Origin of the sequence: Nostocoides sp., assembly GCF_037045025.1 — a bacterium.
Lineage (GTDB): Bacteria > Actinomycetota > Actinomycetes > Actinomycetales > Dermatophilaceae > Nostocoides_A.
In genome coordinates this window covers 255,509-280,179 of sequence record NZ_JBAOHM010000011.1, presented here as the reverse complement: position 1 = coordinate 280,179, position 24,671 = coordinate 255,509, and the positions used below count along the sequence as shown (strand labels likewise).

23 protein-coding genes and 1 pseudogene are annotated in these 24,671 nt (G+C 69.8%); 8 read left to right on the top strand and 16 right to left on the bottom strand.

Annotated elements, in window-relative coordinates; translation table 11 throughout:
• Positions 1-10: 10 nt before the first annotated feature.
• The 11 genes and pseudogenes from nuoI to V9G19_RS12365 all read right to left on the bottom strand — a co-directional run.
• Positions 11-550 (bottom strand): annotated as a pseudogene (gene nuoI / locus V9G19_RS12415) (NADH-quinone oxidoreductase subunit NuoI); the annotation flags it as partial.
• Positions 543-1,907, bottom strand: coding sequence for an NADH-quinone oxidoreductase subunit NuoH (nuoH, locus tag V9G19_RS12410; protein ID WP_462285727.1), 1,365 nt, complete (start codon positions 1,905-1,907; stop codon positions 543-545). The gene nuoH and the pseudogene nuoI, both read right to left, overlap by 8 nt.
• Complete coding sequence (locus V9G19_RS12405) at positions 1,904-4,444, bottom strand: NADH-quinone oxidoreductase subunit G (RefSeq protein ID WP_462285726.1); 2,541 nt, start codon at positions 4,442-4,444, stop codon at positions 1,904-1,906. Before V9G19_RS12405 ends, nuoH begins: the two co-directional genes overlap by 4 nt.
• Positions 4,441-5,751: an NADH-quinone oxidoreductase subunit NuoF gene (nuoF, locus tag V9G19_RS12400; RefSeq protein ID WP_462285725.1), complete on the bottom strand. Its 1,311-nt coding sequence runs from the start codon at positions 5,749-5,751 to the stop codon at positions 4,441-4,443. The genes V9G19_RS12405 and nuoF overlap by 4 nt, the downstream gene beginning before the upstream one ends.
• Positions 5,752-5,755: 4 nt before the next feature.
• Entirely contained in the window at positions 5,756-6,601 is an 846-nt protein-coding gene (nuoE, locus tag V9G19_RS12395; RefSeq protein WP_462285724.1) for an NADH-quinone oxidoreductase subunit NuoE, read from the bottom strand.
• A gap of 103 nt (positions 6,602-6,704) precedes the next feature.
• Positions 6,705-8,108, bottom strand: coding sequence for an NADH-quinone oxidoreductase subunit D (locus tag V9G19_RS12390; protein WP_462285723.1), 1,404 nt, complete (start codon positions 8,106-8,108; stop codon positions 6,705-6,707).
• A gap of 19 nt (positions 8,109-8,127) precedes the next feature.
• Positions 8,128-8,829 (bottom strand): NADH-quinone oxidoreductase subunit C, encoded by a 702-nt coding sequence (locus V9G19_RS12385; RefSeq protein WP_462285722.1) that lies wholly within the window; start codon positions 8,827-8,829, stop codon positions 8,128-8,130.
• Entirely contained in the window at positions 8,826-9,413 is a 588-nt protein-coding gene (locus V9G19_RS12380) for a NuoB/complex I 20 kDa subunit family protein (RefSeq protein ID WP_462285721.1), read from the bottom strand. The genes V9G19_RS12385 and V9G19_RS12380 overlap by 4 nt, the downstream gene beginning before the upstream one ends.
• A 22-nt stretch (positions 9,414-9,435) precedes the next feature.
• Positions 9,436-9,801 carry an NADH-quinone oxidoreductase subunit A gene (locus tag V9G19_RS12375; RefSeq protein ID WP_462285720.1) on the bottom strand — a complete coding sequence of 122 codons (366 nt, stop codon included), beginning with the start codon at positions 9,799-9,801 and terminating at the stop codon, positions 9,436-9,438.
• 115 nt (positions 9,802-9,916) lie between these two features.
• Positions 9,917-11,221, bottom strand: coding sequence for a geranylgeranyl reductase family protein (locus V9G19_RS12370; protein ID WP_462285719.1), 1,305 nt, complete (start codon positions 11,219-11,221; stop codon positions 9,917-9,919).
• A gap of 101 nt (positions 11,222-11,322) precedes the next feature.
• A complete protein-coding gene (locus V9G19_RS12365) occupies positions 11,323-12,603 on the bottom strand; it encodes an isochorismate synthase (RefSeq protein WP_462285718.1) in 1,281 nt (426 codons plus the stop codon).
• Between the two features lie 40 nt (positions 12,604-12,643).
• On the opposite strand from V9G19_RS12365, the gene V9G19_RS12360 reads away from it, so the two are divergent.
• Positions 12,644-13,336 (top strand): demethylmenaquinone methyltransferase, encoded by a 693-nt coding sequence (locus tag V9G19_RS12360; RefSeq protein ID WP_462285717.1) that lies wholly within the window; start codon positions 12,644-12,646, stop codon positions 13,334-13,336.
• Here the strand turns inward: V9G19_RS12360 and menD are convergent.
• A complete protein-coding gene (menD, locus tag V9G19_RS12355) occupies positions 13,326-15,005 on the bottom strand; it encodes a 2-succinyl-5-enolpyruvyl-6-hydroxy-3-cyclohexene-1-carboxylic-acid synthase (RefSeq protein ID WP_462285716.1) in 1,680 nt (559 codons plus the stop codon). The two genes, V9G19_RS12360 and menD, sit on opposite strands and share 11 nt — an antisense overlap.
• A gap of 68 nt (positions 15,006-15,073) precedes the next feature.
• Between menD and V9G19_RS12350 the strand changes: the two genes are divergently transcribed.
• From V9G19_RS12350 to V9G19_RS12335, 4 genes are read left to right on the top strand one after another with little or no spacing between them, the layout of a single operon-like run.
• Positions 15,074-15,424, top strand: coding sequence for an ArsC/Spx/MgsR family protein (locus V9G19_RS12350; protein ID WP_462285715.1), 351 nt, complete (start codon positions 15,074-15,076; stop codon positions 15,422-15,424).
• Positions 15,421-16,611 carry an o-succinylbenzoate--CoA ligase gene (menE, locus tag V9G19_RS12345; RefSeq protein WP_462285714.1) on the top strand — a complete coding sequence of 397 codons (1,191 nt, stop codon included), beginning with the start codon at positions 15,421-15,423 and terminating at the stop codon, positions 16,609-16,611. Before V9G19_RS12350 ends, menE begins: the two co-directional genes overlap by 4 nt.
• 4 nt (positions 16,612-16,615) lie before the next feature.
• Entirely contained in the window at positions 16,616-16,888 is a 273-nt protein-coding gene (locus V9G19_RS12340) for a PLD nuclease N-terminal domain-containing protein (protein ID WP_462285713.1), read from the top strand.
• 6 nt (positions 16,889-16,894) lie between these two features.
• Entirely contained in the window at positions 16,895-17,773 is an 879-nt protein-coding gene (locus V9G19_RS12335; protein ID WP_462285712.1) for a 1,4-dihydroxy-2-naphthoate polyprenyltransferase, read from the top strand.
• A gap of 12 nt (positions 17,774-17,785) precedes the next feature.
• Here the strand turns inward: V9G19_RS12335 and V9G19_RS12330 are convergent, their stop codons facing one another.
• Positions 17,786-19,285, bottom strand: a complete 1,500-nt coding sequence (locus V9G19_RS12330) for an NCS2 family permease (protein ID WP_462285711.1) — start codon at positions 19,283-19,285, stop codon at positions 17,786-17,788.
• 86 nt (positions 19,286-19,371) lie between these two features.
• On the opposite strand from V9G19_RS12330, the gene V9G19_RS12325 reads away from it, so the two are divergent.
• Entirely contained in the window at positions 19,372-19,647 is a 276-nt protein-coding gene (locus tag V9G19_RS12325) for a DUF2530 domain-containing protein (RefSeq protein WP_462285710.1), read from the top strand.
• 98 nt (positions 19,648-19,745) lie between these two features.
• Here V9G19_RS12325 and V9G19_RS12320 read toward each other — a convergent pair whose 3' ends face one another.
• The 3 genes from V9G19_RS12320 to V9G19_RS12310 all read right to left on the bottom strand — a co-directional run bounded on the left by V9G19_RS12320 (position 19,746) and on the right by V9G19_RS12310 (position 21,886).
• Positions 19,746-20,486 (bottom strand): DUF3027 domain-containing protein, encoded by a 741-nt coding sequence (locus tag V9G19_RS12320; protein ID WP_462285709.1) that lies wholly within the window; start codon positions 20,484-20,486, stop codon positions 19,746-19,748.
• A gap of 9 nt (positions 20,487-20,495) precedes the next feature.
• Positions 20,496-20,891, bottom strand: a complete 396-nt coding sequence (locus tag V9G19_RS12315; protein ID WP_462285708.1) for a cold-shock protein — start codon at positions 20,889-20,891, stop codon at positions 20,496-20,498.
• Between the two features lie 137 nt (positions 20,892-21,028).
• Positions 21,029-21,886 carry a hypothetical protein gene (locus V9G19_RS12310; RefSeq protein ID WP_462285707.1) on the bottom strand — a complete coding sequence of 286 codons (858 nt, stop codon included), beginning with the start codon at positions 21,884-21,886 and terminating at the stop codon, positions 21,029-21,031.
• A gap of 365 nt (positions 21,887-22,251) precedes the next feature.
• Here V9G19_RS12310 and V9G19_RS12305 point away from each other — a divergent pair, with 365 nt between their 5' ends.
• The gene (locus tag V9G19_RS12305; protein WP_462285706.1) at positions 22,252-22,956 is read left to right on the top strand and encodes a response regulator transcription factor; all 705 of its coding nucleotides are present in this window, start codon (positions 22,252-22,254) and stop codon (positions 22,954-22,956) included.
• The gene (locus V9G19_RS12300) at positions 22,953-24,419 is read left to right on the top strand and encodes a sensor histidine kinase (RefSeq protein ID WP_462285705.1); all 1,467 of its coding nucleotides are present in this window, start codon (positions 22,953-22,955) and stop codon (positions 24,417-24,419) included. The genes V9G19_RS12305 and V9G19_RS12300 overlap by 4 nt, the downstream gene beginning before the upstream one ends.
• Positions 24,420-24,671: the final 252 nt, after the last annotated feature.

The following is a 24,671-nucleotide window of genomic DNA, read 5'->3' as shown; positions in this document are numbered from 1 at the left end:
AAGCTTCACCTGTGACCTTCCCCTGGTAGTAGTCGCGCTCCTCCATGCCCGGTGCCATCGCGTGTGGCGGCGCGACCATACCGGCGGCGAGCGGGGCGAGCAATTGCTCCTTGGTGAAGATCAGGTCGGCACGATTGTCGTCGGCCAACTCATAGAAGTTCGTCATAGTCAGCGCCCGGGTCGGGCACGCCTCGATGCACAGCCCGCAGAAGATGCACCGCAGATAGTTGATCTGGTAGACGCGGCCAAAGCGCTCCCCCGGTGAGAACCGGCCGCTGCCGCCTTCGCTGTCGTCATTGGCGGCGCCTTCGACGAGGATCGCGTCCGCCGGGCAGGCCCAGGCACACAGCTCGCACCCGACGCACTTCTCCAACCCGTCGGGGTGCCGATTGAGCTGGTGGCGACCGTGGAATCGCGGTCGGGTGGGCCGCTTGACCTCGGGATACTCTTCGGTCACTACCTTGCGGAACATCGTCGCGAAGGTCACCCCGAAACCGGCAACAGGGGCGAACATTTCCGCAAAGAAGCCGGGCTTCTTCTCCTCAGCCATGGACCACCTCCGAGGTCGCGGGCGCCGCCGGCTCACTCAGCCGCTGGCCGGGCAGGGGGGGTACGGGATACCCCCCGGCAAAGGGATCGATCGTGTCGGGCACCGCCGGGCTGGCGGCCTCGGCCTTGCGGGCCTGTTTGCCGTCCCAGATCCACGTGGCCGTGAGCACGAGCAGCGCCAATACCCCGATGACGATGAGCAGCGAGGTGTTGTAGGTGCGTGCGGCGACGGTCACGGTGTTGGTGCCGAGCCAGCCCTCGGTCGCCGCCTGGATAAAGGCGACCGCGACCACCCAAACGATGGTGACGGGGATGAGGAACTTCCAGCCGAAGTGCATGAACTGGTCATATCTGGTTCGCGGCAACGACCCGCGCAGCCAGACGAAGAAGAAGAGGAACAACCACATCTTCAGCGTGAACCACAGCAGCGGCCACCAGCCGTGGTTGAACATGCCGCTGTTGATCGCCGCGATTCCCGGTGGGGCTTGCCAGCCCCCGAGGAAGACGGTGGTCGCCAGCGCGGAGACCGTGAACATGTTGATGTATTCGCCGAGGAAGAACATGGCGAACTTCATCGAGGAGTATTCGGTCATGAAGCCGGCGGTGAGTTCGCCTTCGCCCTCGGCCAGGTCGAAGGGCAGCCGGTTGGTCTCGCCAACCATCGTGATCACATAGATGACGAAGGAGACGATGCACGGCAGGATGAACCAGCGGTTGTGCTGGGCCGCGACGATCTGGCTGGTCGACATCGATCCGGCAAAGATGAACACGGCCACGAGCGAAAGGCCCATGGCGATCTCGTAGGAGATGATCTGGGCGCTGCTGCGCAGCCCGCCGAGCAGCGGATACGTCGAACCGGACGACCAGCCGGCCAGCACCACGCCATAGGCGCCGACGCCGGCGACGGCCAACACCAGGAGCACGGCCACCGGCAGGTCGGTCAGCTGCAGCGGGGTGTAGTGGTTGAACATCCACACCGCCGGACCCAGCGGGATGATCGAGAAGGACACGAAGGCCATCGAGGCGAAGAAGGCCGGCGCGATCAGGTAGATCAACTTGTCGGCGTTCTTGGGGGTGATGTCCTCCTTCAGCGCCAGCTTCACGCCGTCAGCGAGCGTCTGGAACAGACCGAGCGGACCGAACCGGTTGGGTCCGGGGCGCTGCTGCATCCGCCCGATGACCCGCCGCTCGAACCAGATGACGAGCAGGGTCTGGATCAGCAAATAGGCAAAGACGAAGAGCGCCTTGAGCAGGGAGAGCCACAGCGGGGTGTCGCTGAAATCCGCGACCGGGTTCTCGACTGAGGGGGCCGGCAGCTCGGCCGTCACCAGCGAGCCGAGCAGGCTGACAGCGCTCACGAGGCACCTCCGGGGTTGACGGTGACGAGTTGGCCGACCGGGACGCCCAGATCGCTGACCCGGCAGCCGGCGGAATTGGCGGGAACCCAGATGACGTGATCGACCATTTCGGTGACCGCCAGCGGGAGGCTGATCGATCCTGCTGGGCCGGTGATGGTCACGACCTCACCGTCGCCGACACCGAGGGCGTCGGCGCTGGCGGGCGAAAGCCGGGCCACTGCGGCCCGGGCCGTGCCCGCGAGATAGGGCTCGCCATCCTGCAAGGATCCGCGGTCGAGCAGGTGATGCCAGCTGGCGAGCACGAACTCCCCCGCTCCGGGCTGCGGCAGCGCCGATGCAGCAGTTGCCGGGCGCTCGACGCGGGCTCCGGTCCACGGGCCGATCGCCTGAATCTCGCTTTGCAGCGCGGCCAGGGATCGCGCGCCGAGGAAGTGGCCCATCTCGTCGGCGAGCAGGTCGAGAACGCGGTAGTCGGACAGGGCAGTAGTCTCCAACGCCGCCGCGAAGGGCCGCACCCGGCCCTCCCAGTCGACGAAGGAGCCGGACTTCTCGGCGTGCGGCGCAACCGGGAGGACGACGTCCGCGTGCGTGGTGACCTGCGAGGGCCGGTAGTCGAGCGATACGACGAACGCCCTGGCCAGGGCGGCGCCCGCGTCGGGTCCGAGGTCGGCAGCATCGACGCCGCCCACGACCAGCGCCGTGACCTCGCCGCTCGCCGCCGCGGCGAGGATGCCGGCGGTGTCGAGCCCGGCGTCGTCGGGCAGCTCCGATACCTCCCATGCGGCGGCGACCTGGGCGCGAGCATCGATATTGCGCGCCGGGCGACCACCCGGAAGCAGGTCGCCGATCGCGCCCGCCTCCAGCGCGCCACGTTCGCCGGCACGACGCGGAACCCAGGCGAGCCGAGCCCCGGTCCGCTCGGCCAGGTCGAGGGCTGCCCGAAGGCCTCCGGCCACCGCGCCGAGCCGCTCGCCGACCAGGATGATCGCCCGCTCCCCGGCGAGCGCCGCCGCGGCGGCGTCGGCGGCGAGCACATCGGGCTCGGTGCCGGGAGCGGCCGGAAGGAGGGTTCCGGCCAGCTTCTCCAGGCCGCGGCTCGCAAACGGCGCGACCGCCGAGACCGCCGCCTTGTTCTTGCGGACGGCCTTGCGTAGCCGCAGGAACACGATCGGGCTCTCCTCTTCGGCCTCGAAGCCGACGAGCAGCACGTGCGTGGCGTGCTCGAGATCGGCATAAGTGACCGCGCCCCCGGCCGGGCCGGTGGCCACGACCGCGGCGGCGAGGAATTGCGCCTCCTCGGCGCTGTGCGGGCGGGCGCGGAAGTCGATCGCATTGGTGCCGAGCACCATCCGGGCGAATTTGCCGTAGGTGTAGGCGTCCTCGACGCTGATCCGGCCACCGGTCAAGGCCGCCGCCTTGGCGCCGTCCAGACCGGCAGCGCCGGCCGCGAGCGCCTCGGGCCAGGAGGCAACCTGCAGCTCGCCCGCGGCATCGCGCACAAGCGGCAATGAGATCCGGTCACCGACGGTCGGCGACTTAAACGCCCACCGGCCCTTGTCGCAGTTCCACTCCTCGTTGACCTCGGGGTCGTTGATCGCCATCCGGCGCAGCACGCTGCCGCGCCTGTGGTCGGTGCGGATCGCGCACCCGCTCGCACAGTGCTCGCACGCGCCTGCGGTGGAGACCAAGTCGAAGGGGCGGCTGCGGAAGCGATAGGCCGCCCCGGTCAAGGCACCGACCGGACAGATTTGGACGGTGTTGCCGGAGAAGTAGGACTCGAACGGCTGCTCCTCGTAGATACCGACCTGCTGCAAGGCGCCCCGCTCGACGAGCGCAATGAACGGGTCGCCGGCGATCTGGTCGGAGAAGCGCGTGCAGCGCGCGCACAGGACGCACCGCTCCCGGTCGAGAAGGACTTCACTGGAGATATTGATCGGCTTGGGATACGTGCGCTTGTAGTCCTCGAACCGCGAGACCGCCCGCCCGCTGCTCATTGCCTGATTCTGCAGGGGGCACTCCCCGCCCTTGTCGCAGACCGGGCAGTCGAGCGGGTGGTTTATCAGCAGCAACTCCATGACGCCGGCCTGGGACTTGGCCGCGCCCGGCGAGGTGTACTGGGTCTTGACGACCATGCCCGGCGCGACGGTCATCGTGCAGGAGGCCTGCGGCTTCATCCGGCCGGGCGGCCCCTGCATCTGGCGCGGGGGCGCCGGCGTGCCGTCGGGACCGGGCGGCCCGGGCATCCACACTTCGACGAGGCACTGGCGGCAGGCGCCGACCGGGTCGAGACCCGGGTGGTCGCAAAACCGCGGGACTTCGATCCCGATCTGCTCGGCGGCACGGATGATCAGCGTGCCCTTGGGAACGGACACCTCGACATCGTCGATGGTCAGCGTGATGAGATCCTGGGTCGCGACCGCGTTGTCCTTGGGGGCCTCGGCCTGGCCGGGTTTGGCGACGGCATCGCCTCCCGAGCTCGGGCTCTGCGGCTGGCTCGGGGCCTTCTGGGGCGGCTGGTCGCCCGGTGTGCTGGTCATACCGAGGCGCTCTCCTTCGCGAACAGGGTCGACGCGGAGCGGTCGAAGGGGCAACCGCCGTGCGTCAAATGCTCGAGGTACTCGTCGCGGAAATACTGGATGCTGCTCGTCACCGGGGAGGTGGCCCCGTCACCGAGGGCGCAGAAGCTGCGGCCGAGGATGTTGTCGCTGACATCGAGGAGCTTCTCCAGATCTTCCTCGTCGCCCTGCCCGTGCTCGAGGCGGCCGAGGATCTGCTTGAGCCACCACGTGCCCTCGCGACACGGCGTGCACTTGCCGCACGACTCGTGCTTGTAGAAGTCGATCCACCGGTCGACGGCGCGGACCACGCAGGTGGTGTCGTCGAAGATCTGCAGTGCCCGGGTGCCCAGCATCGAGCCGGCCGCGGCGACCGCGTCGAAGTCGAGCGGCACATCGAGGTGCTCGGCGGTGAACAGTGGTGTCGAGGAGCCACCCGGGGTCCAGAACTTCAGCGGGTGGCTGGGATCGCGCATCCCGCCGGCCATGTCGATCAGCTCACGCAAGGTGATGCCGAGCGGAGCTTCATACTGGCCGGGGTTCTTGACGTGCCCGGAGAGGGAGAAGAAGCCGAAGCCCTTGGACTTCTCGGTGCCCATGGCAGCGAACCATTCGTCGCCGTAGAGCAGGATCGGGGCGACCGAAGAGATCGACTCGACGTTGTTGACGACGGTCGGGCGGGCGTAGAGACCGGCGACCGCCGGGAACGGCGGCCGCAGCCGCGGCTGGCCCCGCCGGCCCTCGAGGCTGTCGAGCAGCGCGGTCTCCTCACCACAGATATAGGCGCCAGCGCCCGCATGAACGGTCACGTCGAGGTCGAAGCCGGAGCCGTGGATGTTCGTGCCGAGGTGGCCCGCGGCATACGCCTCCTCGACCGCGCGCAGCAGCCGACGGTAGACGTGGACGACCTCGCCGCGCAGATAGATGAACGCGTGGTTGCACCCGATGGCGAAGGAGGTGATCGCGGCGCCCTCGATGAGGAAGTGCGGCGTCGCCAACATCAACGGGATGTCCTTGCACGTGCCCGGCTCGGACTCGTCGGCGTTGACGACGAGGTAGCGGGGACCGCCGTCCGGCGGCGGCAGGAAGCCCCACTTCATGCCGGTGGCGAAGCCCGCCCCACCCCGGCCGCGCAGGCCGGAGTCCTTGACGCTCTGCACGATCTCGGCTGGGGTCATCGACAGCGCCTTGGCGAGCCCTTGGTAGCCATCGTGGGCTTCGTAGCTCTGCAGGGTCCACGACTGCGGCTGGTCCCACCAGCGGGTAAAGATCGGGGTGAGGGTCGTCATCGGGTCACTCCCCTGCCTGCTCGGTCTGCTCGGCCCGTTCGAGGGACTCACCAGCGACAGCCGTCATCTGGGCGCGTTTGCTCTGGGCCACGGTCTGGGCGAGATCGCTCGGGTACGCGGGCGCGCCCGACTCCTCGATGCCGGGTGCGCGCCAGCCGTTCGCGTGCGCAACCCGCAGCCCCGCGAGCGAGGCCGGTCCGGCACCGACGCCCTCGTCGGCCAGCCCGTCGAGGAAGCCGGCCAGCACCCGCTCGGTCTCCTTGAACGTGCACTGCCGGCCCGGGCCGCGGCTCGGGCGCACCGGCGTCCCGGCGCGCAGGTCATCGACCAGCGCGAGCGTGGATTCGGGCGTCTGGTTGTCGTAGAACTCCCAGTTGACCATGACGACGGGGGCGTAGTCACACGCGGCGTTGCATTCGACTCGCTCGAGCGTGACCGCGCCGTCGCTCGTGGTCTCGTCGTGGCCGATGCCGAGGTGGTCGCTGACCGCGTCCCAGATCTGGTCGCCGCCCATGATCGCGCACAGCGTGTTGGTGCACACCCCCACCGTGTAATCGCCATTGGGGTGGCGCTTGTACTGGGTGTAGAACGTGGCCACGCCGCTGACCTCGGCCTCGGTCAGGCCGAGGAGTTCGGCGCAGAGCCCGACGCCCCGACCGGTGACATAGCCGTCGACGCTCTGCACCAGGTGCAGCAGCGGCAACAGCGCGGAGCGCGGCTGCGGGTAGCGGGCGATGACGAGCTGCGCGTCCTGGACCAACTGCTCCCGGACGTCCGCGGCATACGGCTGCTTGCTCTCGGCACTGAGCCGCAAGTGGCCGGACGCCGTCTGTTCGCCGTAGTTCTCCATCAGCGGTCCACTCCCCCCATAACCCCACCCCACGAAGTTCTCGCTCCGCAAGCTCCGCTCGATACTTCGCGGGGACCCCGGGCCCCCACTGCGATGGTCGTTGTCATCGATCGACACCTCCCATAACAGGGTCGATCGAGGCGACCGCGACGATGACGTCGGCCACCTGACCGCCCTCGCAGAGGGCGGCGACCGCCTGCAGGTTGTTGAAGCTCGGCTCGCGGAAGTGAGCCCGGAAGGGGCGCGTGCCGCCGTCGGAGACGGCGTGGCACCCGAGCTCGCCCTTGGGCGACTCGACGGCGCAGTAGGCCTGTCCCGCGGGGACGCGGAATCCCTCGGTGACCAGCTTGAAGTGGTGGATCAGCGACTCCATCGAGGTGGCCATGATCTCCTTGATGTGTGCCGGGCTGTTGCCCTGCCCGTCGGGACCGACGGACAGCTGGGCCGGCCAGGCGATCCGCTTGTCAGCGACCATCACCGGACCGGAGTCGTTCTGCAACTCATCGATCACCTGCTCAACGATGCGCAGCGACTGCCACATCTCGTCTACCCGGATGCGCAGTCGGCCGTAGGCGTCGGCATCATTGCGGGTGACGATGTCGAAGTCGTACTTCTCGTAGCCGCAATAGGGACTGGCCCGGCGCAGGTCGTGTGGCAGGCCGGCGCTGCGCAGCATCGGGCCCGTGATGCCCAGCGACATGCAACCGGTCAAGTCGAGGTATCCGGTGCCGACCATCCGGCCCTTGAGGATGGGGTTCTCGAGCATGAGCCCCTCGAGTTCACGGAACCCCTTGCGCAACTGGGGAATGAACTCCCGGATGGCTTGGATCGTGCCGGCGGGCAGGTCCTGCGCGACACCGCCGGGCCGGATGTAGGCGTGGTTCATCCGCAAGCCGGAGATCATCTCGAAGACCGACAAGATGCGCTCCCGCTCGCGGAAGCCGATGGTCATGACGGTGGTGGCTCCGAGCTCCATCCCGCCGGTGCCCAGGCAGATCAGGTGGCTGCCGATGCGGTTGAGTTCCATCATCAGCACGCGGATCGCGCTGGCCCGCTCCGGGATCTGGTCGGTGATCCCCAGGAGCTTCTCGACCGCGAGGCAATAGGCCGTCTCGGTGAACAGCGGCATGACATAGTCCATGCGCGTACAGAAGGTCACGCCCTGGGTCCAGGTGCGGTATTCCATGTTCTTCTCGATGCCGGTGTGGAGATAACCGATGCCTGCCCGGGCCTCGGTGACGGTCTCGCCCTCAAGCTCGAGGATGAGCCGCAAGACACCGTGCGTGGACGGGTGCTGCGGCCCCATGTTGACGACAATGCGCTCCTCCGGCAGCGAGCCGACGTCGCCGACGATGTCGTCCCAGTCCCCGCCTTGGGCGGTGAAGACGCGCGCGTCGCCCTGGTCCGAGCCAGGAGGCGCGAAAACGTCGGGGGTCTCGATCTCCTCGGTCGCCTCGGTCTCGAACTCGTCGTCGGCCCGCTCGAAGATCGTGCTGTCACTGCTCATCGGGGCTCCCCTCCGATCATCAGTTGTAGGACCTCCGCTGGTCGGGCGGCGGAACAGTGCCGCCTTTGAACTCCACGGGTATCCCGCCGAGGGGGTAGTCCTTGCGTTGCGGGTGTCCGGGCCAGTCATCGGGCATCAACACCCGGGTGAGCGCCGCCCGCCCGTCAAAGATGACGCCGAACATGTCCCAGGTCTCGCGCTCGTGCCAGTCGGCGGCGGGATAGATCGCCACGATGCTCGGCACGTGCGGATCGGCGTCGGGTGCGGTGACCTCCAGGCGCAGTCGGCGCGAGCCGTGCGTGATCGACAGCAGGTGGTAGACGACGTGCAACTCGGCCCCGGAATCGCTCGGATAGTGCACACCGGAGACCGACACGCACATCTCGAACCGCAGCCGCGTGTCGTCGCGCAACACCTGGGCGATGCGCGGGAGGTGCTCACGCGGCACGAAGATCGTCATCTCACCGCGGTCAATGACGATGCGCGTGATTGCCTCGGGATCAACCCGCGCCTCAAGCGCATCGGCAATGGCGTCGAAATCCCCGCCGTATGGGCGCACCGCCGCGCCCGGGAAAAGGATCGGGGAGACGAGCCCGCCGTAGCCGGAGGTGTCGCTGCCATTGCGTGCACCGAACATGCCGGTGCGCTCGCCGATCTGCACCGGCTCCGGCGTGGTCCCGGGGGCGCTCGGCAGGTTCTCGGGCGTCGTTGGCTCACTCATGCCGTGACCCCCCGCCCGAGGGCCTGGCCGTGGTCGTGAGTCGGGGCCATCAGCTGGGTCGGCGTCGCCCGGAGGGCTGCCTCCTCGGCGGCCCGGGCCGCCGCCACCCGATTGACCCCGAGCTTGGAGTTTTGGATCTGGTCGTGCAGGGTGAGGATCGCGTTGAGCAGCATCTGCGGTCGCGGCGGGCACCCCGGTAGGTAGACGTCGACGGGGACGATGTGGTCGACCCCCTGGACGATCGCGTAGTTGTTGAACATGCCGCCGGAACTCGCGCACACCCCCATACTGATCACCCATTTGGGCTCCGGCATCTGGTCGTAGACCTGACGCAGCACCGGCGCCATCTTTTGGCTGACCCGGCCCGCGACGATCATCAGGTCGGCCTGGCGGGGCGAAGCGGAGAACTTCTCCATGCCGAAGCGGGCGATGTCGTAGTCGGGGGTGCCGGTGGCCATCATCTCGATCGCGCAACACGCCAGGCCAAAGGTCGCCGGCCACACCGACCGTTTGCGCAACTGGCCCGCGACCTGCTCGACCGTCGTCAGCAGGAAGCCGGCAGGGAGTTTCTCTTCGATACCCATGAAGTGGTCCTTTGCCCTCCGGTCAGTCCCAGTCCAGCCCACCGCGACGCCAGACGTAGGCGTAGGCGATGAAAACGGTGACGATGAACAGGATCATCTCGACCAAGGCGAACAAGCCGAGTTGTTTGAACGCGACGGCGAACGGATAGAGGAAAACCGACTCGACGTCGAAAATGATGAACAGCATCGCGGTCAGGAAGTACTTGATCGGCACCCGACCACCGCCCGTTGCCTGCGGGCTCGGCTCAATGCCGCACTCGTAGGCGTCCATCTTGGCCCGGTTGTAGCGCCGCGGGCCGGTGATCGGCGCGATGGCGACCGAGAAGATCGCGAACGCCGCGCCGAACGCGAGGAAGAACAGCAGCGGCAGATAAGGGTGCTCGTTCATGGCCGACCGACTTCCCTTTCTTCAGGTGTGGTGCAGGTCACCGACGTGGGCCATTCAATCCTAGGGGTGGCGGCCCGGCTAGCGCGCGCAGGTTGCGGGTTCACGGCGTGGGGTGTCACGCGTCCGGTGCCAGCCGGGACAGCGCCACGATGAGCCGGTCGGACAGGTCGCCGCCGCGGGGCTCGGCCAGGTTGGCCATGATCTTGAGGAGGAACTTCATGAGCGTCGTGCGCGGCAACCCGTATTTGGTGGCCAGCCGCATCACCTCGGGGTGGCCGATTGCCGTGGCGAACCAGCGACCGAGCGTGTAGTAGCCCCCGAGATCGTCCTTCATGACGCTCGGGTAGGACCGCAGGACGCGCTCGCGGCCCGCGTCGTCGTCGCGGGCGAAGGCTTGGGCGATGATCGCGGCGGCCAGGCGGCCGGACTCCATCGCGTAGGCGATGCCCTCGCCGTTGAACGGGTTGACCATCCCCCCAGCGTCGCCGACGAGCAACAACCCGTCGCGATAGTGCGGCTGCCGGTTAAAGCCCATCGGCAGCGCCGCGCCGCGGATCGGGCCGACCATCGTCTCGTCGGTGTAGGTCCACTCCGCGGGCATGGTCGCAACCCAGCGGCGCAAAACGTCCCTGTAGTCGGTCTTGCCGAAGGCGGAGGAGGTGTTGAGGATGCCAAGCCCGACATTCGAGGTGCCGTCGCCGACGCCGAAGATCCAGCCGTAGCCGGGTAGGAGGATCTTGTTGCCGTCGTTGTCCTGGCTCCACAACTCCAGCCACGACTCGAGGTAGTCGTCGTCGTGGCGTGGGCTCGTGTAGTAGGTGCGGACGGCCACACCCATCGGGCGGTCGTCGCGCTTCTGGCGCCCCATGGCCATCGACAGCCGGGAGGAGTTGCCGTCGGCGGCGATGACCAGGGGGGCGGCATACCGCTGATCGGGGCCGACGGCGCGGCCCAACTCGTCGCTGGCCTTGGCCGTGACGCCGACGATCCGGCCGTTCTCGTCGCGGATCGGGCCGGTGACATGGGTCGACTCGCGCAGGTGAGCGCCGTGCTTGACGGCGTGCTTGGCGAGGATGTCGTCGAAGTCCTGACGGGTCCGGACCAGACCGTATGGCGGGAAGCTGGCCAGGTCGGGCCAGTCCAGTTGCAGCCGCATGCCGCCGCCGATGATCCGCAGGCCCTTGTTGCGAATCCACCCCTCGGACTCGGGGGTGGGGATGCCCAAGGTGATCAATTCCTTGACCGCCCGCGGGGTCAGGCCGTCGCCGCAGATCTTTTCGCGGGGGAAGCGGGTCTTCTCCAAGACCAACACATCGAGGCCGGCCATCGCGAGGTAGGCCGCTGTCGCCGAGCCTGCCGGCCCGGCCCCGACAACGATGACGTCGGCGTGCTCGCCGCCGCCGGGTGACGCTGCGGTCATATCCCCTCGCGGTTTGTGAACGGTTTCACGAACGTCGCGAGTCTAGGTCAGGCACGGCAGTTGGGCATAAGTAAGGCTTACCTAAGCTGAACTGTGCCGGATCAGCCGCCGGTGAGCGCGTCCCGCATCGGCACAAGCTTGGCGTCAGACTCCGCAACCTCGGCCTCGGGGTTGGAACCGGAGACGATCCCGCACCCGGCATACAGGGTCACCTGGCACGGGTCGGCGACCGCGATCTCACCACATCGCAGGGCGATGCCCCATTCGCCGTCCCCGGAGCGGTCCATCCAGCCGACCGGACCGGCATACCGGCCGCGGTCCATGCCCTCCAACTCGGCGATCAAGGCGTCCGCGAGCACCGTCGGCGTCCCGCAGACCGCGGCCGACGGATGGAGGGAGGCCGCGAGGTCGAGCGCGGACGAGCCGTCCTCGACGACCCCGGCGACATCGGTGGCCAGGTGCATGACATTGGCCAGGTGCAGCACAAAGGGTGCTTCCGGGACATACATCGACGAGCAGTGCGCGCCCAGCGCGTCGGCGACCGACCGGACGGCATACTCATGCTCCTCCAGATCCTTAGAGGAGCGGGCCAAAGAGGCCGCCAGCGCGAGGTCGTGCGCGTCGTCGCCGGTGCGCCGGATGGTGCCCGCGAGCACCCGGGAGGTGGCCAGGCCGCGGTCGCGGCGCACGAGCATCTCCGGGGTCGCGCCGATCAGGCCACCGACCGCGAAGACCCAGGTGTTGTCATAGCGGTCGGCCAGCCGGTGCAACAACCACCGGGGATCGATGGGCGCGGGGGCCCGGGCGATGAGCGAGCGAGCGAGCACGACCTTGTCGAGATCGCCACGGGTGATTCGCTCGACCGCCGTGCCGACGGCCAACTCCCAGTCGGCCGCGGATTTGGCCCCGTCGGCGAACCCGACCTCGCCCGGGGCGCGGGGAGGCGTGGTGGGGCCGGGCGCGGCGGCATACGGCAGCGAGCCGTCGGTGGTGATGGTGGTCAGCCAGGCGTCGGCACCGCGGCGGCCGACGACGACCTCCGGGACGATGAGGGTGCAGGCCGCGTCCGAGGAGGCGGCATACGTCATGGCCGCGAAGAGGAGCGGACCGGTCCCGGGCAACTCGACATCGTCGCGCACGACCGCGGTTTGGCACACCCTCCGCCACCACGCGGCGGCCTCGGCGAAGCGATCCGGGCCCCGGACCTCGTGGGTCAGCGCACGGCCCCACCCGACCATTCCCTCGCCGCGGCGCACCCACGAGCACAGCTCACGCGGGTCGGTGCCGGCGGGAAGCAGGTCGAGCAGCGCCGTCGATGGCGTGGCCACCCGGGACGTGCGAGCCACGAGCGCGGGAGTGGCGGGAGTCGGCATCGTGGTCATCGGTCCAGAAGCCTACGGCCGATGGGGCAGGATGCTGTCCATGAGCCGCGCCACCTTGGCCAAGAATCCGGGCGAGGTCGCCGCGATGTTCGACGACGTCGCCGAGCGCTACGACCTGACCAATGATGTGCTCACCTTCGGGATCGACCGGTTGTGGCGGCGCGCCGTGGTTGACGCCGTTGGGGCGGGGGCCGGCCAGAGCGTGCTCGACATCGCGGCCGGCACCGGGACGAGTTCGGAGCCCTTCGCCGACGCCGGGGTCCAGGTTGTGCCCGCCGACTTCTCCCTCGGCATGCTCCGCGTGGGGCGGCGCCGCCGCGCCGACCTCGCGTTCACGGCCGCCGACGCGACCCGGTTGCCGTTTGCCGACGGGGCCTTCGACGCGGTCACGATGTCCTTCGGGCTGCGCAATGTCGCCGACACCGCGGCCGCCTTGCGAGAGTTCGCCCGGGTCACCCGAGCGGGCGGGCGCCTGGTGATCTGTGAGTTCAGCTCACCCACCCCTCGCCTGCTGCGCCGCGTCTACATGGACAACCTCATGCGCTGGCTGCCGCCCGTCGCGCGCCGGGTCAGCTCGAGCCCCGATTCCTACGTCTATCTCGCCGAGTCGATCCGCGCCTGGCCCGACCAGCGCGCTCTCGCCGCGCAGATCTCGGCCGCGGGCTGGGCCGAGGTGCAGTGGCGCAATCTCAGTGCCGGCATCGTCGCCATCCACCGCGCGGTCAAGGCCTAACGGCTAACGTCCGCAGCCGCTCGCGCTCGGCTCGGTGACCCTCGCGCCGCACGCGCACCTCGATGACCCGGATGCCGTCGGGCGGCGCGCCGATCGCCTCCGCCAACGCGTCCGGCGACGTCGGGAGGACATGGGGCACGCCGTGAGCGCTGCACAGGGCGCCGATGTCGGTCTGGGTGGGCGTGCCGAAGAGGCGGTCGAAGGCCTTGGACAGCTCGGGGGCGCCCGGCTCGAGCAAGGTGAAGATCCCACCGCCGCCGTCGTTGACGACGACGACGCTGAGGTCGGGTCGCTCCTCGGCCGGGCCGATGAGCAGGGCGTTGGCATCGTGCAGGAAGGTCAGGTCACCGAGCAGCGCGTATGCCGCCCCCTCGGCATACGCGATGCCGGCCGCGGTCGCCAGGCAACCGTCGATCCCGGCCAACCCCCGGTTGGCGACGACCGTCACCCCGTCGGGGACGCGTGCCACCGCGACGTCGAGATCGCGCACGGGGTTGGAGGGGCCCACGAAAAGGTGGGCGCCGGCCGGCACGCCGGCGGCCACGGCGCGGGCACACCCCGCCCCGGTGTCCCAGGCCGGTGGCGCGCCGGCGAGCCGCCGGGCCAGATCCTCTCCCGCGGCCTGCCAGGCTCGCCCCCACGCGGTGGGCGGGTGGGATTGCGGGTCCCCAAGCGCCTCGAACGGGTGGCTGGCGCAGACCACGCCCGCCGGATCGGGAACCAGCGCGCGGTCGGTGATCGCCTCGACGACCAGCCCGCGGGTGCGCAACAACGCCGTGACCGGGCGGGAGAGGGTGAGCCGGCCGACGGTGAGCACCCGCTCGGGCAGATGGGCGGCCAGCCAGCCCGGGTCGGTGAGGAGCAGCGGCCCGTGCGGCAGCGCCGCGTCCTCGCGGCGCAGCCCGAACGGCTCGGCGATCAGCGGATAGCCCTGGACGCGCGCCCAGGCGCTGACCACCGGCCGGGTCGCCGGATCGACGAGGTCGCCGAGAACGACGAGCGTGCGGGCCCGATGCGTCGGCCCGTGGTCCGAGGTCGGCGCCTGTGCGGAAGGGGGGGATAAGGCTGGGGGGTGTTGTGGGATGGGAGGCTCCAGCGGCCAGGCGTCCGGAACGAGTGGCTCGCGGAGGCAGAGGTTCAGGTGCGCCGGACCGGGATCGCCAGCGCTCCCCACCGCCGCCGCGTATGCCGCCCGCGCTAGCGGTCGGGCCGCCGCGATGTGGGTTGCGGCGTGCGTTGCCTCGGGTCCCGGCGCGGCCACGTCCGCCTCCCAGCGCACCGCCTCGGCGAACATCCCCGGCTGAACCGTGGTCTGATTTGCCCCACTGTGCCGCAGCTCATGCGGCCGGTCGGCCGACACGACCAGCATCGGCACGCAGGCGTGGTGCGCCTCCAGGACGGCCGGGTGGAGGTTGGCGAGCGCCGTCCCCGAGGTCGTGACGATAAGGGCCGGGCGCCGCGACGTCTTGGCCAGCCCGAGCGCGAGGAAGCCGGCGCTGCGTTCATCGACCCGCACGTGCAGCCGGACCCGGCCGGACTCGGCCGCTGCTAGGGCGGCATACGCCAGCGGAGCCGACCGCGACCCGGGACAGACCACGATCTCGGCGACGCCCGCGTCGGTGGCCTCGTCGAGCAGTGCGCGAGCGAGATCGAGGGTGGGAGGGGGCACGGGCTTGATCATGCCAGCGGCGCCGGCGCCGATCCGGGGCTGTCGGCACGGTGGGAGAGGATGGGGGAATGACGATGATCATGCACAACCCCCGCTGCTCGACCTCCCGAGCCGCCCTCGAGAACGCCGAGCAGGCCGGGGCCGAGGTCGAGATCCGGCACTACCTGCGGGAGCCGTTGACCGCTGACGAGCTGCGCGACCTGCTCGCCAAGCTGGAGGACGCACCCAGCGATCTCGTCCGCCGCGATCCGGGCTTCGCCGCGGCCGGCCTGACCGACGCCGACGTCGACACCGCCGGCAAGGTCATCAAGGTCCTCCTCGCCCATCCGGAGCTGATGCAGCGGCCGGTGCTGGTCCGTGGCGACCGGGCGATCATCGGGCGGCCGAAGGACCGGGCGGCGGCCTTCCTCGCCGAGTGACCGAGCGCCCGGCCCTGGTGCCGGTCGATGCCGCAGACCTGGCCCGGCTCAGGATGGCCTTGGAGCGTGCCCTCGCCGGCGGCCCGCCGATCGTTCCGTATGCCGCCGCTCCCTTCCCCCTCCCGCCGCACGACCCGGCGCGGTTGCCCGACGGGCTCGCCCTCGCGATCGGAACCTCCGGCTCGACCGGGGCCCCGAAGCTGGCCCTGCTGACCGGCGCGGCGCTGCGGGCGAGCGCCGCCGCCACCCACGCAGCGCTCGGCGGCCCGGGACGCTGGCTGCTCGCTCTCCCGGCGGCGCACATCGCCGGGGTTCAGGTGCTCGTGCGCGCCCGCCTGGCCGACACCCGAGCGGTGGCGGTGGATCGCCGCGGCGGCTTCACGGCCGCAGCGTTCGTGCGCGCGGCCCAGCGCTTGGCCGCCGGATCCGGGCCGGAGCGGGCCTACACCTCGCTGGTGCCGGCTCAGCTCGCTCGGCTGCTCGCCGACGTCGCGGGGGCGGACGCCTTGACCCGCTTCGACGCCGTGCTCGTCGGCGGGTCCGCGCTCTCCCCGGCTCTACGCGAGCGGGCTCGGGCGGTGGGGGTGCGGCTGGTGGCGACCTATGGCATGAGCGAAACCGCCGGGGGGTGCGTCTATAACGGGCTGGCCCTGCCGGGCACCCAGGTCGCTGTCGAGCCGGACGGGCGGGTGCGCCTGGCCGGTCCCACGCTGGCCGAGGGTTATCTCGGTCTGCCCGCCCGCACCGCCAAGGTTTTCGTCAGCGCGGCGGGCGAGCGCTGGTTCCGCACCGACGACCTCGGCGAGGTCGAGCCCGACGGCCGGCTGCGGATCCTCGGCCGGCGTGATGACGTCATCGTCACGGGTGGCTACAAGGTCCACCCGCGGGTCGTGGAGGACGCGGCCGTGATGCATCTGCCCGGTGTGACCCACGCCGTGGCGGTCGGTGTCCCCGACGCCCAGTGGGGTCGGGCGCTCGCCCTCGCCCTGGTCGTCGACTCGGGCAGCGGAGTCCTCGGGGCCGGCGAGGCCACGGCGTGGGCGCGCGAGCGTCTGCGTGGTGAGCTCTCGGCACACGCGCTGCCCCGGCGGGTGATCGTGGTGGACGCCCTGCCGGAGCGCGGCCCGGGCAAGCCCGACCGGACGGCTGTGGCCGCGCTGGTCGCCCGCCAGATGGTGGGAGAATAGGCACATGCTTCGCCTATTGCCCTGGCTCGCCGCCCTGGTGGTGGCGATCTACTCGGTCGTCGACTGCGTCCAGACGCCCGATGACAAGGTCCGGGGGCTCCCCAAGGTCGTGTGGGTGTTCGTCATCTTGCTCTTCCCCTTCGCCGGGTCGGCCGGATGGTGGTTCGCCGGACGGCCCACGGCCTTCACACTGCCTGGGCGAGCCCCGGGTGGCGCTGCGCGGCCAGGTCGGCCCATCGGCCCCGACGACGACCCCGACTTCCTCAAGAACCTCTGAGGGTCGATGGCGACAACCGCCGAATGGGTGGCCGGCGCGCGCCCACGCACTCTGCCCGCAGCGATCTCCCCGGTCCTCGTGGGCACCGGCGCCGCGGCCGCGGAAGGCACGGCCAATCTCGCGTTGGCCGTCTTGGCCCTAATCGTCGCGCTCAGCCTGCAGGTCGCCGTCAACTACGCCAACGACTACTCCGACGGCATCCGCGGAACCGATCAGGACCGGGTCGGTCCGGTGCGGCTCGTCGGTCAGCGCCTGGCCGATCCCGGCAACGTCAAATTGATGGCGTTCGCCTTCTTCGGCCTGGCAGCGCTGGCCGGGCTCGCGCTGGTCGCGCTCTCGAACACCCTCCCGCTGCTCCTCCTGGGCGCGCTCGCCATCGTGGCTGCCTGGCGCTACACCGGCGGCAACAAGCCGTATGGCTATCGCGGTCTCGGCGAGGTCAATGTCTTCGTCTTCTTCGGGCTGGTCGCCACTCTCGGTACGGCATACACGCAGGCCCACACGGTGACCTGGGCAGCGGTGCTCGGCGCGTGCGCGATCGGCGCCCTCGCCAGCGCCATCCTGGTGGCCAACAACCTGCGCGACATCCCCGGCGACACGGTCGCCGGAAAACGCACCCTGGCGGTGCGGCTCGGTGACCGGCGCAGCCGGTCCATGTATGTCGCCCTGGTGCTGATCGCCTTCCTCCTCGGCGCCTACTCCGCATTGTGGGCCCCGTGGGCGGTGCTGACCGTGGCCGCCTTGCCGCTCGGCATCCGGAATTTCCAGCGGCTCGCCGGCGGCGCCCAGGGCCGCGAATTGATCCCGGTGCTCAGCGCCACCGGCTGGCTGGAATTGCTGTATGCCGTGCTGCTGAGCACCGGCCTCGCGCTCGCCGCTTCCTGAGCCGGCGTCGGTTCAGCCCACGCCGAGGAGCGACTTGATCGGGTCGATCGCGAAGTAGACAACGAACAAGGCGGCGCAAACCCACATCAGCGGGTGGATGGTGCCCGCCTTGCCGCGGAGGACCTTGAGCAGCACATAGGTGACGAAACCGGCGCCGATCCCGACGGTGATCGAGTAAGTGAACGGCATCAGCACGATCGTCAAGAAGGCCGGGATCGCGATCTCCAGGTCGTCCCAGTCGATCTCCTTAACCTGCTGCATCATCAGGAATCCGACGAGGACGAGGGCCGGGACGGCCGCCTCGCTCGGGATCACCCGGACCAGGGGCGCAAAGACCATCGAGAGCAGGAAGAGCACGCCGGTGACGACCGACGCCAGTCCGGTGCGGGCCCCTTCGCCGACACCCGAGGCGGACTCGATGTATGACGTGTTCGAGGAGACCCCGGCCGCGCCGCCGGCCGCCGCGGCGATCGAGTCGACGACCAGGATCGCCTCGGTGCGCGGCGGCAGTCCCTCGCTGTCGAGCAGGCCGGCCTCGTGCCCGATGGCGGTCATCGTGCCCATGGTGTCGAAAAAATCCGCGAGCATCAGCGTGAACACCAACAACACGGCGGCGACGAAGCCCACCCGCTCGATCGAGCCGAAGAGCGAGAACTGTCCGACCGTGTCCAAATGCGGGGTGTCGATGATCGTGTCGGGTAGGCCGGGGATGACGAGGTTCCAGCCCACCGGGTTGACCTTGTCACCCTCGACCTGCGGGCCGATCTTGCCGACCGCCTCGACGATGATCGCGACCACCGTCGTCGCGACGATCGCGAGCAGGATGGCGCCGGTCACCTTGCGCACCCACAACGCGATGACGAGCACCAACCCGAGGATGAAGACAAACGTCGGCCAGCCGTTGACGAAGCCGTCGGTGCCCAGTTGGACCGGCACCGGGCCCTCGGCGGTCCGCCGCACGAACCCGGCGTCGACGAAGCCGATCAGCGCGATGAACAGCCCGATGCCCACCGAGATCGCGATCTTCAACTGCGCCGGGACGGCGTGGAAGACTGCTGTCCGGAAGCCGGTCAGGACGAGCACGAGGATGATCAGCCCCTCCAGGACAACCAGGCCCATCGCGTCGGCCCACGTCATCTGCGAGGCGATCGCGAAGGCGACGAAGGCGTTCAACCCCAGGCCGGTGGCCAGGGCCAGCGGGTAGTTCGCGATGACCCCCATGAGGATCGTCATGACGCCGGCGACCAGCGCGGTCCCGGCCGCGATCGCTGGGAGGTTGGACCCGTCCCCGGGACCTCCCCCGAGAAAGGCGCCGTCCGCGTCCTTGGCGAAGCCGAGGATCAGCGGGTTCAGCACGACGATGTAGGCCATCGTGAAGAAGGTCACGACGCCGCCGCGGACCTCCCGGGCCAGGGTCGAGCCGCGTGCGGTGATCCCGAAGAAGCCGTCCAGGCCCGATGCGGGCGCCGGGGGCGGGCTCGAGCGGCGGGGGAGATTGGTGCGCTGCGCCATGGCGCCGACGATATTCCTCGCCGAGCCGCCCGCCGAGCCGCCCCGGCGGCGACGCGCGGGGTTTAACGCAAATGTAAAGTGCTGGGGTGAGCACGCTGCGCCGGGACAACGGCAGACCGCCGGTCGCGCCCGAGCCGCTGCGCGTGCGCAACAGTTCGATCGTCCTGGCCGGGATGGCCGTATGGGCGCTCGCGCTCGCTGTCATCCTGCTCGTGCCGCGGCTACACGCCGGCGAGCGCAGTTGGTGGCCGTGGGCCTGCGTCACCGGCCTGACACTCGGGGCGATCGGTTATGTCTACGTCCGCCGCGGCCGGGGCAATGCGGCCGCCGCTCGCCCGGCCGATCCGCAGGAGCACTACTGAGCGGCGGCAACAAATCCGCTGAGGTCTGCGCTCTTGGCTGAGGTCGGACGACTGGTAGTACGACCTCAGCCAGAAGTGCAGACCTCAGCGAATTCTGGTCACAGCTCGTCGAGGGCGAACTCGTTGACGATCGGCTCGGGGACCTTGGGCGGGTCGGGTTGGACCAAGTCGATTTCGGAGTGGGCGCCACAGCCGTGGTCGCGGCTGACGACTGTGCCGTCCGAGGGTGACCAGGCGTTGGCGCAAACACCGAAGACCGCGCGCAGCACACCGGCCATCGGCACGTAGAACCCGCAGGTGGAGCAGTGCGCGGGGGCCTTGACGGCGACCGCAGCCGCGGGGCCGTGGGTCCCGTCATACCACCGCTGCGCGGCCCGCTCCCGGCCCTCGGCGGACAGCACCCGGGGTCGACCCAGGCCCAATTCCCACTGCGCGAGGGCGTCGACCTCCTCCTCGCCGGTCGCCTCGAAGCCTGCCTCGAGGAGCGGGTCGTCGGCGAGATAGGGGGTGACATCTCCCGGGCCGATGTCGCCCGGGGCGAGGCGAGCGGCATACGGAACCCAGGGGGGCGCCAACAGCGCCCCCGCGCCGGGGACGAGGGCGGACTCGCAGACGGTGGCGACCTTCGAGCGCGGCGCGCGTGCCACCGTGACCGCCCAGTTCCAGCCTGGGTATGCCACATTGGTGCAGACGAAGTAGTGGACCGCCAGCCGGTCACCGATCATCACGGCGCCGAGGTGGTCACCAATGGTGTCGGGCTCGGCGGCTTCGGCGAGCACAGCCTCGGCCAGGCCGGCGCTGGCGAGCAGCGTGGGGTCGTCCTTGATCGCGGCCGACATCGGCGCCTCCTAGGCCTCCAGGTCGGTGGCGACACCGCGCAACAGCTGCGCCAGCTTGTGGGCGGTGCTGCGGTCGGGGTAGTGCCCGCGGCGCAGGCTGTTGGAGACATTGTCGAGGAGCTTGATCAGGTCCTCAACGATCACGACCAGGTCCTCGGTGGACTTGCGGTCCCGCTCGCGCCGGTTGGCTTGCACGCTCGGCGCCGGATCGAGCAGGTGAACCGCCATGGCCTGGGCGCCCTTGCGGCCCTCGACAATCCCGAACTCGACGCGGGTGCCCCCCTTGATGGCCGTCGTCCCGGCCGGCAGCGCGCTGGCGGGGAGGAAGACATCGGTGCCCTCGTCGCTGTTGATGAAGCCGAAGCCCTTGTCGGCATCAAAGAACTTGACCCTGCCAGTTGGCACCGTGCACCTTCCGTCACGACTGGTGAACGCGGCACACGGATGGTGCGCGCGGGACAAGGCTATCCTCCGCAAAGCCGCGTTCGCGCCCAGGGAACCACCACGTGCCCCGCGAGCGCAGTCCGGCGAGTTGCCCGTGGTTAGTAGAGGACGATCGCGCCCGGCGGGCGCGTGCCGGCAGTCGTCGCGCCGTTCCCGGCGAGGCCCTGGGTGAATACCACCGTGACCCCACCGATGTAGCTGCTGCCGCCGCCGCCGGCTCCACCGACGGCCGTAGAGACATTTCCGGTCGCGGCGGGGACGTTGGTCCGGATGCCCAGGCACGCGCCGGAGCCGCCGCCCGCGTAGCCGCCGCCGCCGGCGCCGCTTTGGAAGGTGTCCTCGGGCTGGCCCTGAGCGAGCACTCCGTCAGCGCCGTTGCGGCCGACTCCGGCCGCACCCGGTTTCACGTCGGCGCTCTGCACACTGGGGGTGCCGCTCCCCGGGGTGTACGTCGGATTCGTCGTGGCGCCGCCGGGGGAGGCACCGATCGCCCCCGATCCGCCGGGGACGCTCAGGGTGATGGACCCCGGGGACAGAGCCGAGCTCGAGGCCGCGCCACCGGATCCGGCTGCCCCGCCGGGCCCGCCACTGAAGGCCCACGTATAGCCCCCCGAGTTGCGCTCACGGTCACCGCCGATGCCGCCACCACCGCCCGCGACGACCAGCGGGGTCGCCCCCCGGAGAATCGCGCTACCGCCGCCGCCGGAACCGCCGGAGAACCCGGTTGTGCTCGTCGCGACCGTGGAGCCGCCGTTGCCGTAGCCGCCGCCCCCGGCGCCGCCCAAACTCCCCGAGGTCCGGACCCCGCCTGCCGCGACGGTGAGGGTGAGCGTCTCCCCCGGGGTCACGGCGATCCGGCCGGTGGTACGGGCACCCGACCCCCCAGCGCGCGCCGCGGACCCGCCACCGCCGCCGCCGTCGATGCGGAAGCAGAGGAAGCTCACGCCCGTCGGCACGACATAACTCGTCGTCACGGCTGTCGCCGACGCGGTGCTCGGGGCAGGGGCGGTGTACCGGACTGCTTGACCGGTAGTGCACGCGCTCCCACTGGCCGCATAAGTGGGCGCGGCGGCTGCAACGGCCACGACCGGAACCGTCCAGACCGCACCTCGAGCCACGGTCCGTCGACTCGGGGAGGACGCTGACTCGAGGCTGGAAGGCATGGAATCATAGTAAGAGAGCGAATCGCTGGTAACGACATTCCATTCCGGTCGCTCGTTCCCAATCCCGCCGCCGGGCGGCCTGGACCAGCCCTTACGCTCTTCCAGCAAGCCCAGTTCCCTCCCAGGCAACTCCCAGGTTGGGCGCGCACTCTCAGCCCATGAGCGCCGCCGACCCCGAGGCCCGGCTGTTGATCGTTGAGGACGAGCCCAACATCCGGGAGTTGCTCGCGACCTCCTTGCAGTTCGCGGGCTTCGAGGTCGTCACGGCGGGCGACGGCAGCGCCGCGATCAAGGCGGCCACCGAGCACGATCCCGACCTCGTCGTCCTCGATGTGATGCTGCCCGATATGGACGGTTTCACCGTCACCCGCAAGTTGCGCGACAGCGGCCGACGGGCACCGATCGTGTTCGTCACCGCCCGCGACTCGGTCGACGACAAGATCAAGGGGTTGACGGTCGGCGGGGACGACTATGTCACCAAACCGTTCAGCCTCGAGGAAGTCATCGCCCGCATCCGGGCCGTTCTGCGCCGCACCAAGGGTGAACTCGACGAGGGGGCCATTTTGCGCTTCGAGGACCTGGAACTCGACGAGGACACTCACGATGTCCGCCGCGGGGGGCAGTCGATCGACACCTCGCCGACCGAGTTCAAGTTGTTGCGTTATCTCATGCTCAACCCCAACCGGGTGCTGTCGAAGTCGCAGATCCTCGACCATGTCTGGGACTACGACTTCCGCGGCGAGTCGGGGATCGTCGAGTCGTATATCTCCTACCTGCGCCGCAAGATCGACACCGAGGGCCGACCGCCGCTGATCCACACCAAGCGGGGTGTGGGCTACGTGCTGCGCAAACCACCCGCGTGACGGCGCCGTCACCCCGCTCCGCGATGGAGCACCTGCAGCGGCTGCCGCTGCGCGCCCGGTTGATCGCCATCATGCTCGTCCTGCTCATCCTGGCGCTCAGCCTCACGGCAGCGGCCACGGCCTATCTGATGAACCGGGACCTGACCCAGCGGGTCGATGACACGCTGCGACGCAATGGCACTTTTGTTGCCAACCGGGCCTTGCAAGACTGGCTGGGCGCCGGCGACGGCGGGCCCAGCATCAATGAGTATGCCGTCAGCTTCTACGACGCCACCTCCGGCATGCACCTTCGGACCCGGCAGGCCAACGACGCGCCCGACCTGCCCGCACCCACAACTTTGCCCGCAAAGGACCCACGGGTCCTATCCCGCAAGCCGTTCACGCTCGAGTCGAAGCAGGGCGATGTCAAATGGCGCGCGGTGGCGCGCCTGACTCGCGACGGCAGCGCGACGTTGATCGTGGCAAAGCCGCTAACCGACCTGCGACACACGGTCACCTACCTGCTCCAGTTCATCGCCTTTCTCGGGCTAGGCATGAGCCTGGCGTGCGCCGTAATCGGCTGGTTTGCGACCAGCCGCGCCTTCCGGCCGCTGACCCGGATCGAGCAGACCGCCGCGGCCATCGCCACCGGGAACCTCAGCGAGCGCGTCCCGGAGCGAGCGATGCCCGAAGAGGTTGCCTCCCTCTCCGCGTCCCTGAACACGATGCTCTCTCAGGTGGAGAAGTCCTTCCAGGTCCGCGAGGCCTCCGAGGAACGCATGCGCCAGTTCGTCGCCGACGCCTCGCACGAGTTGCGCACGCCGCTTGCCACCGTCCGCGGGTATGCCGAGCTCTACCGCCAAGGCGCGGTGCCCCCGAGCGGTATCCCCGAGACGATGAACCGGATCGAGACCCAGGCTGCGCGCATGTCCCATCTCGTCGACGATCTGCTGCTGCTCGCCCGCCTGGATGAGGAGCGCCCGCTGGAAAAGGGCCTGCTCGACGTCACCGTGGTTGCCGCCGAGCAGGTGCAAAACGCCCGAGTCCGCGACCCGGAGCGGCGGATCTCCTTGCAGGGCAAGGACCGCGCACTCGCTCCGGTCATGGTGGATGGCGACGAGCAGGCGCTGCACCAGATGCTCGGCAATCTGTTGACCAATGCCATCCGGCATACGCCCTCGGGGACCCCGATCGAGGTGGCGGTCGGGACCGCCGAGGACGGCGCCCTCGCTGTCATCGAGGTCCGCGACCATGGCGCCGGGATCGACGAGGCGACGGCCCGCCGGGTCTTCGAGCGCTTCTTCCGCGCCGACAAGGCGCGCTCGCGGGCCAGCGGCGGCACGGGGCTCGGGTTGGCGATCGTTGCCGCGATCGCCGCGCGGCACCACGGCCGGGTCGGCATCGCCGAGACAGCGGGCGGTGGCGCCACCTTTGTGGTCCAACTTCCCACAGCCAACTCTCAGGCCGGCCCCAGCAGTCCTTGAGCTTGGGCGGGTTAAGTGGTCAGGAACACGCAGAAGGAGCACACCCCGGATGAGCGAGAACGGCACCAGCGTGGGCATCCCCTCCCAGGCCCACCACGAGCAGCCGGAACCTGGAACGACCCCGCCGACCAGTCCTCTGTGGTTCGGCGATCGCACCTCGGCCTCTCGCCCTCCCGCCGGCGAGCCCCCTTCGACCGCGTGGACCACCCCGTCACCGGCGGCGCCGCAGGCAACCCCTCCCATGAGCCCGCA

What these genes read in the sequence shown, in the direction of transcription:
- V9G19_RS12405 (WP_462285726.1), bottom strand. Translation starts at nt 4,444, where the DNA reads ATGACCAGCACACCGGGCGACCAGCCGCCCCAGAAGGCCCCGAGCCAG.
- nuoF (WP_462285725.1), bottom strand. Translation starts at nt 5,751, where the DNA reads ATGACGACCCTCACCCCGATCTTTACCCGCTGGTGGGACCAGCCGCAG.
- nuoE (WP_462285724.1), bottom strand. Translation starts at nt 6,601, where the DNA reads ATGGAGAACTACGGCGAACAGACGGCGTCCGGCCACTTGCGGCTCAGT.
- V9G19_RS12390 (WP_462285723.1), bottom strand. Translation starts at nt 8,108, where the DNA reads ATGAGCAGTGACAGCACGATCTTCGAGCGGGCCGACGACGAGTTCGAG.
- V9G19_RS12385 (WP_462285722.1), bottom strand. Translation starts at nt 8,829, where the DNA reads ATGAGTGAGCCAACGACGCCCGAGAACCTGCCGAGCGCCCCCGGGACC.
- V9G19_RS12380 (WP_462285721.1), bottom strand. Translation starts at nt 9,413, where the DNA reads ATGGGTATCGAAGAGAAACTCCCTGCCGGCTTCCTGCTGACGACGGTC.
- V9G19_RS12375 (WP_462285720.1), bottom strand. Translation starts at nt 9,801, where the DNA reads ATGAACGAGCACCCTTATCTGCCGCTGCTGTTCTTCCTCGCGTTCGGC.
- V9G19_RS12370 (WP_462285719.1), bottom strand. Translation starts at nt 11,221, where the DNA reads ATGACCGCAGCGTCACCCGGCGGCGGCGAGCACGCCGACGTCATCGTT.
- V9G19_RS12365 (WP_462285718.1), bottom strand. Translation starts at nt 12,603, where the DNA reads ATGACCACGATGCCGACTCCCGCCACTCCCGCGCTCGTGGCTCGCACG.
- V9G19_RS12360 (WP_462285717.1), top strand. Translation starts at nt 12,644, where the DNA reads ATGAGCCGCGCCACCTTGGCCAAGAATCCGGGCGAGGTCGCCGCGATG.
- V9G19_RS12350 (WP_462285715.1), top strand. Translation starts at nt 15,074, where the DNA reads ATGACGATGATCATGCACAACCCCCGCTGCTCGACCTCCCGAGCCGCC.
- V9G19_RS12340 (WP_462285713.1), top strand. Translation starts at nt 16,616, where the DNA reads ATGCTTCGCCTATTGCCCTGGCTCGCCGCCCTGGTGGTGGCGATCTAC.
- V9G19_RS12335 (WP_462285712.1), top strand. Translation starts at nt 16,895, where the DNA reads ATGGCGACAACCGCCGAATGGGTGGCCGGCGCGCGCCCACGCACTCTG.
- V9G19_RS12330 (WP_462285711.1), bottom strand. Translation starts at nt 19,285, where the DNA reads ATGGCGCAGCGCACCAATCTCCCCCGCCGCTCGAGCCCGCCCCCGGCG.
- V9G19_RS12320 (WP_462285709.1), bottom strand. Translation starts at nt 20,486, where the DNA reads ATGTCGGCCGCGATCAAGGACGACCCCACGCTGCTCGCCAGCGCCGGC.
- V9G19_RS12305 (WP_462285706.1), top strand. Translation starts at nt 22,252, where the DNA reads ATGAGCGCCGCCGACCCCGAGGCCCGGCTGTTGATCGTTGAGGACGAG.